Origin of the sequence: Actinomyces sp. Z16 (genome assembly GCF_003111765.1) — a bacterium.
In the GTDB taxonomy this organism is placed as follows: Bacteria; Actinomycetota; Actinomycetes; order Actinomycetales; family Actinomycetaceae; genus Actinomyces; species Actinomyces glycerinitolerans.
The window spans coordinates 2,550,061-2,561,570 of record NZ_CP027862.1; the positions used below are offsets into that span (position 1 = coordinate 2,550,061).

13 protein-coding genes are annotated in these 11,510 nt (G+C 71.8%); 5 read left to right on the forward strand and 8 right to left on the reverse strand.

Annotation, left to right across the window (positions count from 1 at the left end):
- The first annotated feature begins 61 nt into the window (after positions 1 to 61).
- The 4 genes from rph (at position 62) to C3B71_RS10610 (ending at position 3,223) form a co-directional block, all read left to right on the forward strand.
- Positions 62 to 895, forward strand: a complete 834-nt coding sequence (gene rph / locus C3B71_RS10595; RefSeq protein ID WP_234415884.1) for a ribonuclease PH — start codon at positions 62 to 64, stop codon at positions 893 to 895.
- Between the two features lie 2 nt (positions 896 to 897).
- Positions 898 to 1,608 (forward strand): RdgB/HAM1 family non-canonical purine NTP pyrophosphatase, encoded by a 711-nt coding sequence (rdgB, locus tag C3B71_RS10600; RefSeq protein ID WP_234415885.1) that lies wholly within the window; start codon positions 898 to 900, stop codon positions 1,606 to 1,608.
- An 858-nt stretch (positions 1,609 to 2,466) separates the two neighbouring features.
- Positions 2,467 to 2,913 (forward strand): hypothetical protein, encoded by a 447-nt coding sequence (locus C3B71_RS10605; RefSeq protein WP_139240933.1) that lies wholly within the window; start codon positions 2,467 to 2,469, stop codon positions 2,911 to 2,913.
- Entirely contained in the window at positions 2,906 to 3,223 is a 318-nt protein-coding gene (locus tag C3B71_RS10610; protein WP_073330740.1) for a transcriptional regulator, read from the forward strand. The genes C3B71_RS10605 and C3B71_RS10610 overlap by 8 nt, the downstream gene beginning before the upstream one ends.
- A gap of 45 nt (positions 3,224 to 3,268) precedes the next feature.
- Here C3B71_RS10610 and C3B71_RS10615 read toward each other — a convergent pair whose 3' ends face one another.
- Genes C3B71_RS10615 through clpS form a run of 5 tightly spaced genes read right to left on the reverse strand, consistent with a single transcriptional unit; the run spans position 3,269 to position 6,558 of the window.
- Positions 3,269 to 3,802, reverse strand: coding sequence for a DUF3054 domain-containing protein (locus C3B71_RS10615; RefSeq protein WP_234415886.1), 534 nt, complete (start codon positions 3,800 to 3,802; stop codon positions 3,269 to 3,271).
- 3 nt (positions 3,803 to 3,805) lie between these two features.
- A complete protein-coding gene (locus tag C3B71_RS10620) occupies positions 3,806 to 4,606 on the reverse strand; it encodes an MBL fold metallo-hydrolase (protein WP_108967963.1) in 801 nt (266 codons plus the stop codon).
- Positions 4,603 to 5,508: a glutamate racemase gene (gene murI / locus C3B71_RS10625; RefSeq protein WP_220092944.1), complete on the reverse strand. Its 906-nt coding sequence runs from the start codon at positions 5,506 to 5,508 to the stop codon at positions 4,603 to 4,605. The genes C3B71_RS10620 and murI overlap by 4 nt, the downstream gene beginning before the upstream one ends.
- A 31-nt stretch (positions 5,509 to 5,539) precedes the next feature.
- Positions 5,540 to 6,196 carry a DUF2017 family protein gene (locus tag C3B71_RS10630; RefSeq protein WP_108967967.1) on the reverse strand — a complete coding sequence of 219 codons (657 nt, stop codon included), beginning with the start codon at positions 6,194 to 6,196 and terminating at the stop codon, positions 5,540 to 5,542.
- Entirely contained in the window at positions 6,196 to 6,558 is a 363-nt protein-coding gene (clpS, locus tag C3B71_RS10635) for an ATP-dependent Clp protease adapter ClpS (protein WP_073331380.1), read from the reverse strand. The genes C3B71_RS10630 and clpS overlap by 1 nt, the downstream gene beginning before the upstream one ends.
- A gap of 76 nt (positions 6,559 to 6,634) precedes the next feature.
- On the opposite strand from clpS, the gene C3B71_RS10640 reads away from it, so the two are divergent.
- A complete protein-coding gene (locus tag C3B71_RS10640; RefSeq protein ID WP_108967969.1) occupies positions 6,635 to 8,029 on the forward strand; it encodes a nicotinate phosphoribosyltransferase in 1,395 nt (464 codons plus the stop codon).
- Positions 8,030 to 8,130: 101 nt separating this feature from the next.
- On the opposite strand, the gene C3B71_RS10645 is transcribed toward C3B71_RS10640, so the two are convergent.
- The 3 genes from C3B71_RS10645 to nagB all read right to left on the reverse strand — a co-directional run bounded on the left by C3B71_RS10645 (position 8,131) and on the right by nagB (position 11,294).
- Positions 8,131 to 9,786: a DEAD/DEAH box helicase gene (locus tag C3B71_RS10645; protein WP_396027130.1), complete on the reverse strand. Its 1,656-nt coding sequence runs from the start codon at positions 9,784 to 9,786 to the stop codon at positions 8,131 to 8,133.
- 158 nt (positions 9,787 to 9,944) lie between these two features.
- A complete protein-coding gene (locus tag C3B71_RS10650) occupies positions 9,945 to 10,325 on the reverse strand; it encodes a DUF3039 domain-containing protein (protein WP_073330756.1) in 381 nt (126 codons plus the stop codon).
- Positions 10,326 to 10,556: 231 nt separating this feature from the next.
- The gene (gene nagB, locus C3B71_RS10655; protein ID WP_073330759.1) at positions 10,557 to 11,294 is read right to left on the reverse strand and encodes a glucosamine-6-phosphate deaminase; all 738 of its coding nucleotides are present in this window, start codon (positions 11,292 to 11,294) and stop codon (positions 10,557 to 10,559) included.
- Positions 11,295 to 11,510: the final 216 nt, after the last annotated feature.

The window sequence follows — 11,510 nt, forward strand, 5'->3', positions numbered from 1 at the left end:
GTCCGTACCGGCCGTCCGCCGGTCCCGGGCCCGAATCCAGCCCCCGGGTACCCTGGGGCGCGTGACTGACACCAAGACCCGTAAGGACGGCCGCTCCCCCAACGAGCTGCGCTCCATCTCCATCACCCGCAACTGGCAAGTCAACGGCGAAGGCTCGGTCCTCGTCGAGTTCGGCCGCACGCGCGTGCTGTGCGTCGCCTCATTCGTCGAGGGCGTGCCGCGCTGGCGCAAGGGCGGCGGCGAGGGCTGGGTTACGGCCGAGTACGCGATGCTGCCGCGCGCCGGCTCCGAGCGCTCCGGCCGCGAATCCGTACGCGGCAAGATCGGCGGCCGCACGCACGAGATCTCCAGGCTGATCGGCCGCTCCCTGCGCGGCGTGGTGGACGTGGCCGCGCTGGGAGAGAACACGATCACCCTGGACTGCGACGTGCTCCAGGCCGACGGCGGCACCCGCACCGCCGCCGTCACCGGCGCCTACGTGGCGCTGGCCGACGCCGTCGCCTGGGGCACGCGCCGCGGCTACGTCAAGGCTCGCGCCGGCAAGCCGGTCATTGCCGACTCCGTCTCGGCGGTGTCGGTGGGGATTATCGACGGCGTCCCCTGCCTCGACCTGCCCTATGAGGAGGATGTGCGCGCCCAGACCGACATGAACGTGGTCCAGACCGGCGCCGGCAACTTCATTGAGGTGCAGGGAACCGCCGAGCACGCCCCCTTCGACCGCACCGAGCTCGGCACCCTGCTCGACCTGGCCACCAAGGGCAACGCCGAGCTGGCCGCACTGCAGGCCCGCGTGCTGGCCGGTCCCGACGACGTTCCCTTCACCGTGTCCACATCCGAGCAGGCGGCGCAGTCCCCCGCCGGGACCGGCCCGGCGGCCGGAGTCGAGGAGGGCTGACCGTGGCACCTCAGCTCAACCCGGCGCAGGCCGCGACGCCGTCGGCCGACGGTTCGGTGGCCGTGCCCGTAGGTGCCCGGCTTGTGCTGGCCAGTCACAATCCCGGCAAGTTGGCCGAACTGCGCGCAATCCTGACGCCGCTGGTGGACGGACTGGCTCCCGAGCAGATCATCTCCTCGGCCGGACTCGGCGCCCCCGAGCCGGTGGAGGACGGGCTGACCTTCGCCGCCAATGCCACGCTCAAGGCGCGCGCCCTGGCCCAGGCCACCGGGCTGGCGGCGGTCGCCGACGACTCCGGGCTGTGCGTGGATGTGCTAGGTGGCGCGCCGGGCATCTTCTCGGCCCGTTGGTCGGGCCGCCACGGCGACGACGAGGCCAACCTGCAACTGCTGCTGGGACAGCTCGCCGACGTCGCCGACCCGCATCGTACGGCGCGCTTCACCTGTGCCGCGGTACTGGTGGTGCCGGGCCGGGACGGCGAGCCGGAATCAGTGACCGTGGTGGAGCGCTCCATGACCGGTCGGCTGCTGCACGCGCCGGTTGGCGCCGGCGGCTTCGGCTACGACCCGATCTTCGTGCCGGTTCAAGAGGACGCCCCGGGCGGTTCCGGGCGGACGACGGCGCAGATGAGTGCGGCGGAGAAGAACGCCATCTCCCACCGTGGCCAGGCCCTGCGCGCCCTGGCTCCCGCCCTGCGGGACCTGCTCGCCTAGCCTTGCCGGGACCGGCGTCCGCACCGAGGTCGGTCGAAGTGGAGCGCCAAGACACGAGCCTCAACCGGTTCTTCCGATTTGGCAGCGCTGTTCCGAGCGGCCGCATCATCCTCAAGCTCAAGTGCGAAGCGCTGGTCAGTGCTGGTTTCCGATCTTGGGGTGTGGTTTACGACCCCGGGGTGGTCGTGATTCGCACCCCAAGGTCGTAAAACGACATGACACCCGTCTCACGGAAGCACAGCCGGCCGAGGTACACGGGCCCCACCAACCCCGGGCCACAGGACCAGGTCCCCGTGCCTGAAGCCCGGCCCACACCGCCGGGCGCGGGCCAGGCGGACTGCCGAGTGCGGTGTGTCGGAGGGCTCTGGCACGCGGGCCATCATTGGTCGGCGTCAGGGCGCGGCGTCATGGGGGTGGCGTCAGGGGGTGGACGGTTCGTGTGTTCCGGTGACGGTTCGTCAGGTAGCACCAACGGTTCGGCATGAACGACGACGGTTCGTACCCCTACCCCACGAACCGTCGCCGGATGTGCCGAACCGTCGACCAGAACGTACGAACCGTCGCCGGATGTGCCGAACCGTCGACCAGAACGTACGAACCGTCGCCGGATGTGCCGAACCGTCGACCCGAGCAGACGGACTGTCACTCCCAATCCACCGCGATTCATCGTGCGCACGCCCCGCCCACCCGTCACGCCCGCCGGGACGCCGGAACCGGCCCCGCCGGACGGGTGCTCGTCGCCGAGCGCGCGCCGCCCCGCTCTCAAACCGGAAAGACCACTCAACCAACAACACAACACCCCTTGCTTTCCAATACGGAAAACATAATACTTTCCACATCGGAAAGTGAGGTGTAGTCGTGTCCTCATCCCCATCGTCAGCCATGTCCCCCAACGAGGCGCGCAGCCGCCTGCGCGACGTCGCCGCCACCGAGCGTGCGGCCGCGCAATGGCATCCCGCCACCTGGGCGGTCGCGTTGTTCGCCATTGCCTTCGGCACCACGCTCGGCGCCCTACTCACCGAGCACTACTGGGTGCTGCTCGGCGGTCTCGCCGCACTCGTGCTCATACATGTACTGCTGCGGAACCAACTCCTCCGCCCCGGGGTCCGCACCCGAGACGATCTGATCGGCACCGACCGGCAGTGGTGGAAGCGGAACAGCCTGACCGCGTGGGTTCTGGTTGTAGGCGCTGTCATACGGGGGGCGTCTATACATCCGGTGCTGATCGGCGTGCTCGTGCTGCTCGCTACCGCTCACGCCTGGTACTGCGCCGCCGTGGTCTGGCCGGAGGGCAGTCGTGCTTGACCCCGTGATTCACCCGCTGAGCCGCCTGCGGATCTGCGCGACACTAAAGTCCGTCGGGGCCGTGAACGACGGCGCCCTGGTGTGGACCGGTACCGAGATGAAGTTCTCCGCGCTGCGTGACGCGGTTGGTCTGTCCGATGCCAGTCTGTCCAAGCAGCTCAAGGCGCTGGAGGAGGCGGACTACATCCGCCGCCACCGCGACTACGGCGTGGTCCGTTCCATGGACGTCGTCTGGGTGTCGCTCACCCCGCGCGGTCTGAAGGCATTCGAGGATCACGTCGCCGCGCTGCGAGAGATCGCCGGAGATTGATACCGGTTACTTCCTCGGCACGCCACCGGTGCCGGTTGCAGTGTGCTACTCGTGCCGGTCGCGGCGGGCTTGGGCGTCCAGGCGTCGCTGCACGCCCTTGGGGACCAACGAGTCGTGCGCCTTGACGTAGCCGTACAGGCAGCGCCAGCCGCCGCAGAAAACCACCAGGAATGCGGCCAGCATCACCGCGAACGACGCCACCCCACCGGCTCCGGGAATTGCGCCGACAGCAGCACCCCAGGCATACAGGCCCGTCCACGCCGCCCAGGTCAGCGCAATGATCCAGCCGCCGTCCGGCCAGCCCACCTCCAGGTTGTCGCCGGGACGGCGCACCAGCCACGTGACCGCCCAGGCGACGACGACGGCCGCCGCGCCGCGAACGAGCAGTCCGGGCACCTGAGCCAGGTCATGCGCCGACGCGGCAGCGAAGCAGGCGATCAGTGCAACCGAAATCGTGTCGGCCAGCACCACCAGCCACCAGCGGGTGCGGCGCCCGCGCGTCCAGGGCCGATCCGGCCCGTCGGGCACCGGCGGCGTGAAGCTGATACGACGGGGCTCGTCTCGCGGCGATTCCTGCACGGCTCAGAGCTCCCAGCAGGCGCCGGGAGTGGCGGCCGCCAGCGGGCCGTCGTAGACGGCGGCGGCCTCTGCCACCGGATCGTCCGGGTCGGTCCAGGGCTGGATGTGGGTGAGCACGAGCCGACCGGCAGGACGCCGCCCGCCCCGCCCCGAGGTGCCCGCGGCAAGCTCCCCGGCGCGCCGGCCGGTCAGGTGAATGCCGCGCACGGCGTCGCGTCCCTCCAGGAAGGCGGCCTCGGACAGCAGCAGGTCGACGCCGTCGGCCATGGCCTCAATGCCCTCGCACAGGTCGGTGTCGCCGGTGAAGGCCAGGGTGACGGGGTTGCCGTCGCGCCCGGGTCCCTCCACCCGGTAGCCGAAGGCGTCCACCGGGTGCAGTGCCGGGAACGGGGTGATGGTCAGCGGGCCGACCTGCACGCCCTGCCCCGCCGAGACGGTGCGGAAGGAGAACTCGGTGGCGTAGCTCTCCTGCGCGGGCGTGCCGTCGACGCCGTTCAGGCGCGGCAGCAGCTCTCCCGGGCCGAGCGTGAGCACCGGGTCCAGGCGTCCGGCGGGGTTCCAGCGGCGGAACACGTGCATGCCCACCAGGTCAACCATGTGGTCGGCGTGGCAGTGGGAGATGGCTATGGCGTCCAACTCGGCCGGGTCCAGATAGCGCAGCAACTGGCCCATGGCGCCGGGGCCGAGGTCGAGCACGACCGACCAGGTGCGCCCAGCGGCGTCGTCGGCCTGCACCAGGTAGGAGGAGGCGACGGCGTTGGGACCGGACATGGAACCGGTACAGCCGATGATGGTTAGCTTCATGCGGGATCCTCGCTCGAATTGGGGACAAGGGCGGGGTCTGGTGGGGCGACGGCGGGGGCCGACTCGCCGGCGTGGGCGAGCGGAACTTCGGGTCCCGGGGCGACGGCGGTCGGGGTCGGCTCGACGCGGCGGACGCGTCCGACCTCGGGGCCGAGGAAGCGGCGGGCCAGCACCGCGAAGGAGTCCGGGTCGCCCGTGGCGCGGAACTCGTGGCGGGGGGCGGGGGCATCGGGGTCGCGCAGCAGGTCGCGGCGGGCGAGCTCGCGGTAGACGTCCTTGGCGGTCTCCTGGCTGGAGGTCACCAGGGTGACGTCCTCCCCCATGACGTAGGAGATGGGACCGGCCAGCAGCGGGTAGTGGGTGCAGCCCAGGATGAGGGTGTCGACGTCCGCGGCCTTGACGGGGGCGAGGTACTCCTCGGCCGTGGCCATGACCTCCGGGCCCGTGGTGATGCCGCGCTCGGCCAGCTCCACAAAACGCGGACACGCCTGGGAGAACAGGTGCACGCCGGGAACGGCGGCCAAGGCGTCGGCGTAGGCGTTGGAGTCGACGGTGCCCTGGGTGGCGATCAGGCCGACGCGCCCGTTGCGGGTGACGCGGGCGGCGGCGCGCGCGGCCGGGTGAATGACCTCCACCACGGGCACGCCCTTGTCGCGGGTGTAGCGGCTGCGGGCGTCGTGCAGGACGGCGGCGGAGGCGGTGTTGCAGGCGATCACCAGCATCTTCACGCCGGAGTCGACCAGCTCGTCCATGATGCTCAGGGCCAGGCGGCGCACCTCCTGCACCGGGCGCGGCCCGTAGGGGGTGTTGGCGGTGTCACCGATGTAGAGCACCTGTTCGCCGGGCAGCTGGTCGATGACCGCGCGGGCAACGGTCAGGCCGCCGACGCCGGAGTCGAACATCCCGATGGCCGCATCATTCACAGCGCCGAGACTATGCGGCTCCATCGTCGTTCAATAGCACGGCCACCAGTGATTCCTGCCACCAGGAGAGCATGTCGTAGGACAGCGCCATGGCCCGGTTCCAGCGCTGCCGCTCCCCCTCGCCGGCGGGCGTCTCCTCCCAGGCGAGGGCGTGCACCTGTTCGGCCGCGTCGGCGGAGTCGATGTCCAGCCGCTCGGCGAGCACCAGGCGGGCGTCGTTGAGGGCGCCGAGCCAGCGGCCCTCCTGCCCGGCGTGCACCAGCACCGCCCCGCCGGGACCGGTGGGAGCGAGCAGCTCGTGCACCACGTCCTCCATGCGGGAGCGCTTGTCGTCCCGCAGCTGGGAGCGGGTCAGGGCGGCCACCTCGACGGCGACGTCCGGGTCCTCGGAGGCGTCTGGCAGGAGCACGTCCAGCAGCGGGGCCAGGGAGGCGGGGACCGAGCTGGACGCTCCGGCGTCGGCCGGCTCGGGCTCGAAGTCGAGGGCGGCGAGCACATTGCCGTCCCGCGAGCTCTCGCCCGGACGCGGGGCGGGGTGCTCCGCGGCGGCGGGGGCGTCGGCGCCGAGCAGGTCGGCGATCTGTTTGAACAGTCCGGCCAGGTACTCGCGCTCCCACGGTTCCAGGGCGCTGGCCCAGCCCTCGGCCTCGGGGTGGAAGGCGCGCATCAGGCGCCGCCTCCGTCCGGGCCGCCCGCGCTCGGGCCGGAGTCGGCGTCGTCGTCGGCGAGGGGCTCGATGGTGGCGTGCAGGCCGTAGGAGTGCATGGCGGTGACGTCCACCTCCATGCGTTCGCGGGCGCCGCGGGAGACGACGGCGCGGCCGGTGGTGTGCACCTGCAGCATGCGGCGACGGGCGAGCGGGATCGGGAAGCCGAAGTAGGTGTGGAACACCCAGGTGACGTAGTCCATCGTGTTGACGGGGTCGTCGTGCACCACCGTGCACCACAGGCGCTGGGCGGCGGTGTGGGCGTCAGACAGCGTCTGCGCCTCGGGGGCGGAGGCGGCGTCGACGGGCACTGCGGGCTGCATGTTTCCAGCGTAGTCGCGGTCGGATGCGTCGACCGGCCGGTTCCGCCGTGCGCCCGCCTGCGGTAGGTTGGCTGTCATGACAGTCAACCTACGGGACGTCCCCGCCCCGGCAACTTCCAGCACCGCGCTGCTCACGGACATGTACGAGCTGACCATGCTGCAGGCCGCGCTGCATGCCGGCGTCGCCGAGCGGGCCAGTGTCTTCGAGCTGTTCGGCCGCACTCTGCCCGCCTCACGCCGCTTCGGCGTGGTCGCCGGCGTCGGCCGACTCCTGGACGCCGTTGAGCGTTTCACCTTCACCGACGCCCAGATCGATTACCTGCACGCCGCCGGCATTGTCGACGACGACACCATCGACTACCTGCGCTCCTACCGGTTCTCCGGGACGATCCGCGGCTACGCGGAGGGCGAGTGCTACTTCTCCGGCTCCCCGCTGCTGACGGTGGAGGGCAGCTTCGCCGAGGCCTGCATCCTGGAGACACTGGCCCTGTCCATCTACAACTACGACTGTGCCGTGGCCGCAGCGGCCTCCCGCATGACGATCGCCGCCCACGGTCGCCCCTGCGTGGAGTTCGGGGCGCGCCGGGCGCACGAGCGCGCCGCCGTGTCCGCGGCGCGGGCGGCAATAGTCGGCGGATTCGTGGGCACCAGCGACCTGGAGGCCGGCATGCGCTACGGCATCCCCACGGTCGGCACCTCCGCCCACTCCTTCACCCTGCTGCATGACACCGAGGAGGAGGCCTTCGCCTCCCAGGTGGCGAGCCTCGGTCCGGGCACCACCATCCTGGTGGACACCTATGACATTGAGCGCGGCGTCGCCCGCGCGGTGGCGGCGGCCCGGGCCGGCGGTGGCGAACTCGGTGCGGTGCGCCTGGACTCCGGCGACCTGGTGGCCGAGGCCTTCAAGGTGCGCGCCCAGTTGGACGCGCTGGGGGCGACGACGACGAAGATCACCGTCACCAACGACCTGGACGAGTACGCGATCGCCGCCCTGGGGGCCGCGCCGGTGGACTCCTACGGCGTGGGCACCAAACTGGTCACCGGCTCGGGGCGGCCGACGGCGGCCCTGGTGTACAAGCTCGTCGAGCGCGCCGACTCCACCGGGCAGATGCAGGAGGTCGCCAAGTTCTCCACCGGCGGCAAGTCGACCGTGGGGGGACGCAAGTGGGCCGGCCGGGTGCTCGACGCCGCCGGCTCGGCCACCGAGGAGCTGGTCATCTCGGCGCGCTCCGAGGCCGCCGGGCTGGCCGCCCTGGAGCAGGCCGGGGCCCGGCCGCTGCAGGTGGATCTGGTACGCGACGGCGTGATCGTGGAGGAGCACCGCGGCCCGGATGCGCTGGCGGCGGCCGCCGAACGCCACCAGGTGGCACGCGCCGAGCTGCCCTACGACGGCTGGCGGCTGAGCGAGGGCGACCCGGCGATCCCGACCCGCCACGTGGACATCGACCAGCGGCAGCCGCTGCGCGGCTGACCCGGATCCGCAGCCGACGGCTCGACCGGTCTGGCGCCGTCGCCGCGCGCCCCACGGCGTGCTCGCGGCGGCGTCGGGCCCGGGCCGCCGGCTAGTGGTTTTCAGCGCCGCCCGACGAACCAGCGGCGCAGGGTCTCGATGCGCCCCTCGATCTGCGCGGTGGTGGCCTGGGCCACCTCCGGGCCGCCGCATACGCGCCGCAGTTCGGTGTGAATCACCCCGTGGGGCTGCCCGGAGCGGCGTGCCCAGGCGCCCACCAGTTTGGACAGCTCCTTGCGGGCGGCGGCGCGCCGACGGGCGTCGTCAACCCCGGAGTTGGCGCGGCGCTGCTGCTCGGCCGCCTGCTGCCGCTTCTGCTGCTTGATCTGCTGGTTCTGCCGTTGCCGCAGCAGGGCGGTGACCTGCTCGGGCTCCAGCAGGCCGGGCAGGCCCAGGTACTCCTGCTCCTCGGGGCTGCCCACCATGGCGCCGGTGCCGAACTCGCCGCCGTCGAACAGGACCCGGTCGAACTCGGCGGTGGAATCCATCGCCTCGAACCCGCCCAGCAGGTCGTCCGAGGCGTTCTCGGTGCGGTTGGCCTCGGCGATCAGCCGGTCCTCCGGGGAGCCGAACCGGGAGTCCTCCCCCGCGCCCCGCTTGCCGAGCACGTGATCGCGGGCGGTCTCCATCTCTCCGGCCAGCGCCAGCAGCGGGGTGACCGAGGGCAGGAAGACGCTGGCGGTCTCCCCCTTGGCGCGTGAGCGCACGAAGCGGCCGACCGCCTGGGCGAAGAACAGCGGGGTGGAGGCGGAGGTGGCGTACACGCCCACGGCCAGCCGGGGCACGTCCACTCCTTCGGAGACCATGCGCACCGCCACCAGCCAGCGGTCGTTGGAGGCGGCGAAGGTCTCGATGCGGCTGGAGGCGCCGGAGTCGTCCGACAGGGCGATGGTGGGCGCCTGCCCGGTGATGGCGCGCAGCTGCTTCGCGTAGGCGCGGGCGGAGTTCTGATCGGAGGCGATCACCAGGCCGCCGGCGTCGGGTACCTGTCGGCGTACCTCGGTGAGCCGCTGGTCGGCGGCGGCCAGCACGGCGGGAATCCACTCCCCGCTCGGGTCCAGGGCGGTGCGCCAGGCCTGCGCCTCCATGTCCTTGGTCAGCGGCTCGCCCAGCCGGGCGGCCACCTCGTCGCCGGCGCGGGTGCGCCAGTGCATCTGCCCGGAGTAGCTCATGAACATCACCGGCCGCACCACGCCGTCGGCCAGGGCCTCGGCGTAACCGTAGGAGTAGTCGGCCCGGGAGCGCTTGACGCCCCCGGCCTCCTCGGTGTAGGTGACGAACGGGATCGGCGACTCGTCGGAGCGGAAGGGCGTGCCGGTCAGGGACAGGCGGCGTCGGGCGGGGGTGAAGGCCTCGCGGATGGCGTCGCCCCAGCTGCGGGCGTCGCCGCCGTGGTGGATCTCATCGAGGATCACCAGGGTGCGGGTGCGGTCGGTGCGGGCGCGGTGCAGGTTGGGGTTGGCGGCCACCTGTGCGTAGGTGACGGCGACGCCGTCGAATTGGGACCCGAGCGCGCCCTGAGAGTTGGCGTAGGAGGGGTCGATGCGGATACCCACCCGGGCGGCGGCCTCCGCCCACTGATACTTCAGGTGCTCGGTGGGGCACACGACGGTCACCTTGTGCACGTCGCCGGCGGTGAGCAGTTCGGTGGCGATGCGCAGCGCGAAGGTGGTCTTGCCGGCGCCGGGGGTGGCGACGGCGAGGAAGTCGCGCGGCATCGCCTCCAGGTACTGCTTGAGGGCGGCGGCCTGCCAGGCGCGCAGCGGCCGCGTGGTGCCCCAGGCGGCACGCTGCGGGTAGGCCGGGGAGAGGTTCTCCGCGGCGAAGATGGAGGGCTGGGTCGGATGGTGCTGGGACTTGGAACGGGGTGCGGGACTCACCGACCGCCTCGTCCGAACGGGAAACGCGGGCGCTTGGGGCCGGAGCCGCCCTGGTCGCCGTTGCCGCCGGGGCGCATCTGCTCGTAGATCTCCTTGCAGGTGGGGCACACCGGGTACTTCGACGGATCGCGGCCGGGGGTCCACACCTTCCCGCACAGGGCGACGACGGGGCGGCCGGTGGCGGCCGCGGCGGCGATCTTGTCCTTGCGCACGTAGTGGGCGAAGCGGTCTGCGTCGCCGTCGTCGGTGGACTTCAGCTCCTCGCGTTCGAGGACGGCGGTGCCGGCGGACTGTGCGGGCTCGCCGGCCGGGGTGCCGGGGGAGCCGGGGCCGGCGGGGTCGGTGCTGGCCTGGAGCCAGGCGGTGAGCTGACGCATGACCCCTAGTGTATGCCGCCGTGCAGGTGCGGCCGCGGGCCGCGGCTGTGGCGACTCTCTCCTTCGGGACCGGCCCGGACCGCGGCGATTCCGCGCCGGCAGGAGGCACAGAAGGGACGAGCGCGGGTGCGGCCGCGGCAGCGGAGGCGCAACCTGGACAGGCGGAGGCGGCACCCGCCGGACGGATGCCGCCCGGCGGGTGCCGCCTCCTACAGGTCGGTGCTGCTTGGGTCAGTGCTGCTTGAGCAGGCCGGCGGCGGCGTGGTCGACGAGTACCAGCGCGTCGGGGTGGTTCTGCATGACGGTGGCCGGCCAGTCGGGGGTGATCTCGCCCTCGACCAGGTGGGCGATGGCCTCGGCCTTGTTGGCGCCGGTGGCGATCAGCACCAGCTTGCGGGCCTTCATGATGGTGCCGAGTCCCTGGGTCAGGCAGTGGGTGGGGACGGCGTCGATGTCGCCGTCGAAGAAGCGGGCGTTGTCCGAGCGGGTCTGCTCGGTGAGCACGTCGACGTGGGTGGCGGAGTCCAGCGGCCCGCCGGGCTCGTTGAAGCCGATGTGTCCGTCGGCGCCGATGCCCAGGATTTGCAGGTCGCAGTATCCGGCGGCCGCCATCTGTGCCTCGTAGTCGGCGCAGGCCTGCTCCAGGTCGTCCGCGAGCGCGTCGGGGCCGTGCAGGGCGCCGGGGGCCATGTCCACCCGCGAGCGCAGGTTGCGCTCCATGAAGGTGGCGTAGCGCTCGGGGTGTCCCTCGGGCAGGCCGACGTACTCGTCGAGCATGAAGCCGGTGACGTCCTTGAAGGAGATGCGGCCTTCCGCGCAGCGGCGGGTGAGCTCGTCGTACAGGGGCAGGGGGCTGGAGCCGGTGGCGGTGCCGAGGACGGCGTTCGGCTTGTCCTTGAGCAGGGATTCGATGACGTCGGCGGCGCGGGAGGCGATCTCTTCGGCCGTGTCGAGGATGACGAGCTCCATATTGGTTCCTTAGGGTTTTGCTTCCGGCGGCGGACCTAGCGACCTCATCCGTGAGGCCGACGGGCGGCGAGCCCGTGTCGCGCGTCAATGCTACGGCGTGAGGGAACGGGTTGCGGGAAGGCGGGCCCTTGAGGTTGGAGCACAATGCACAATGCCGGCGCGAGACCACATGTCCTACCGACGTCTCCCACGCACGTCTCTGCCACACGTACGACT

Coding starts and splice junctions, on each gene's coding strand:
- nagB (WP_073330759.1), bottom strand. CDS start 11,294: ATGGAGCTCGTCATCCTCGACACGGCCGAAGAGATCGCCTCCCGCGCC.
- C3B71_RS10650 (WP_073330756.1), bottom strand. CDS start 10,325: ATGCGTCAGCTCACCGCCTGGCTCCAGGCCAGCACCGACCCCGCCGGC.
- C3B71_RS10640 (WP_108967969.1), top strand. CDS start 6,635: ATGACAGTCAACCTACGGGACGTCCCCGCCCCGGCAACTTCCAGCACC.
- C3B71_RS10630 (WP_108967967.1), bottom strand. CDS start 6,196: ATGCGCGCCTTCCACCCCGAGGCCGAGGGCTGGGCCAGCGCCCTGGAA.
- C3B71_RS10620 (WP_108967963.1), bottom strand. CDS start 4,606: ATGAAGCTAACCATCATCGGCTGTACCGGTTCCATGTCCGGTCCCAAC.
- C3B71_RS10645 (WP_396027130.1), bottom strand. CDS start 9,786: ATGCCGCGCGACTTCCTCGCCGTCGCCACCCCCGGCGCCGGCAAGACC.
- murI (WP_220092944.1), bottom strand. CDS start 5,508: ATGTTCGACTCCGGCGTCGGCGGCCTGACCGTTGCCCGCGCGGTCATC.
- clpS (WP_073331380.1), bottom strand. CDS start 6,558: ATGCAGCCCGCAGTGCCCGTCGACGCCGCCTCCGCCCCCGAGGCGCAG.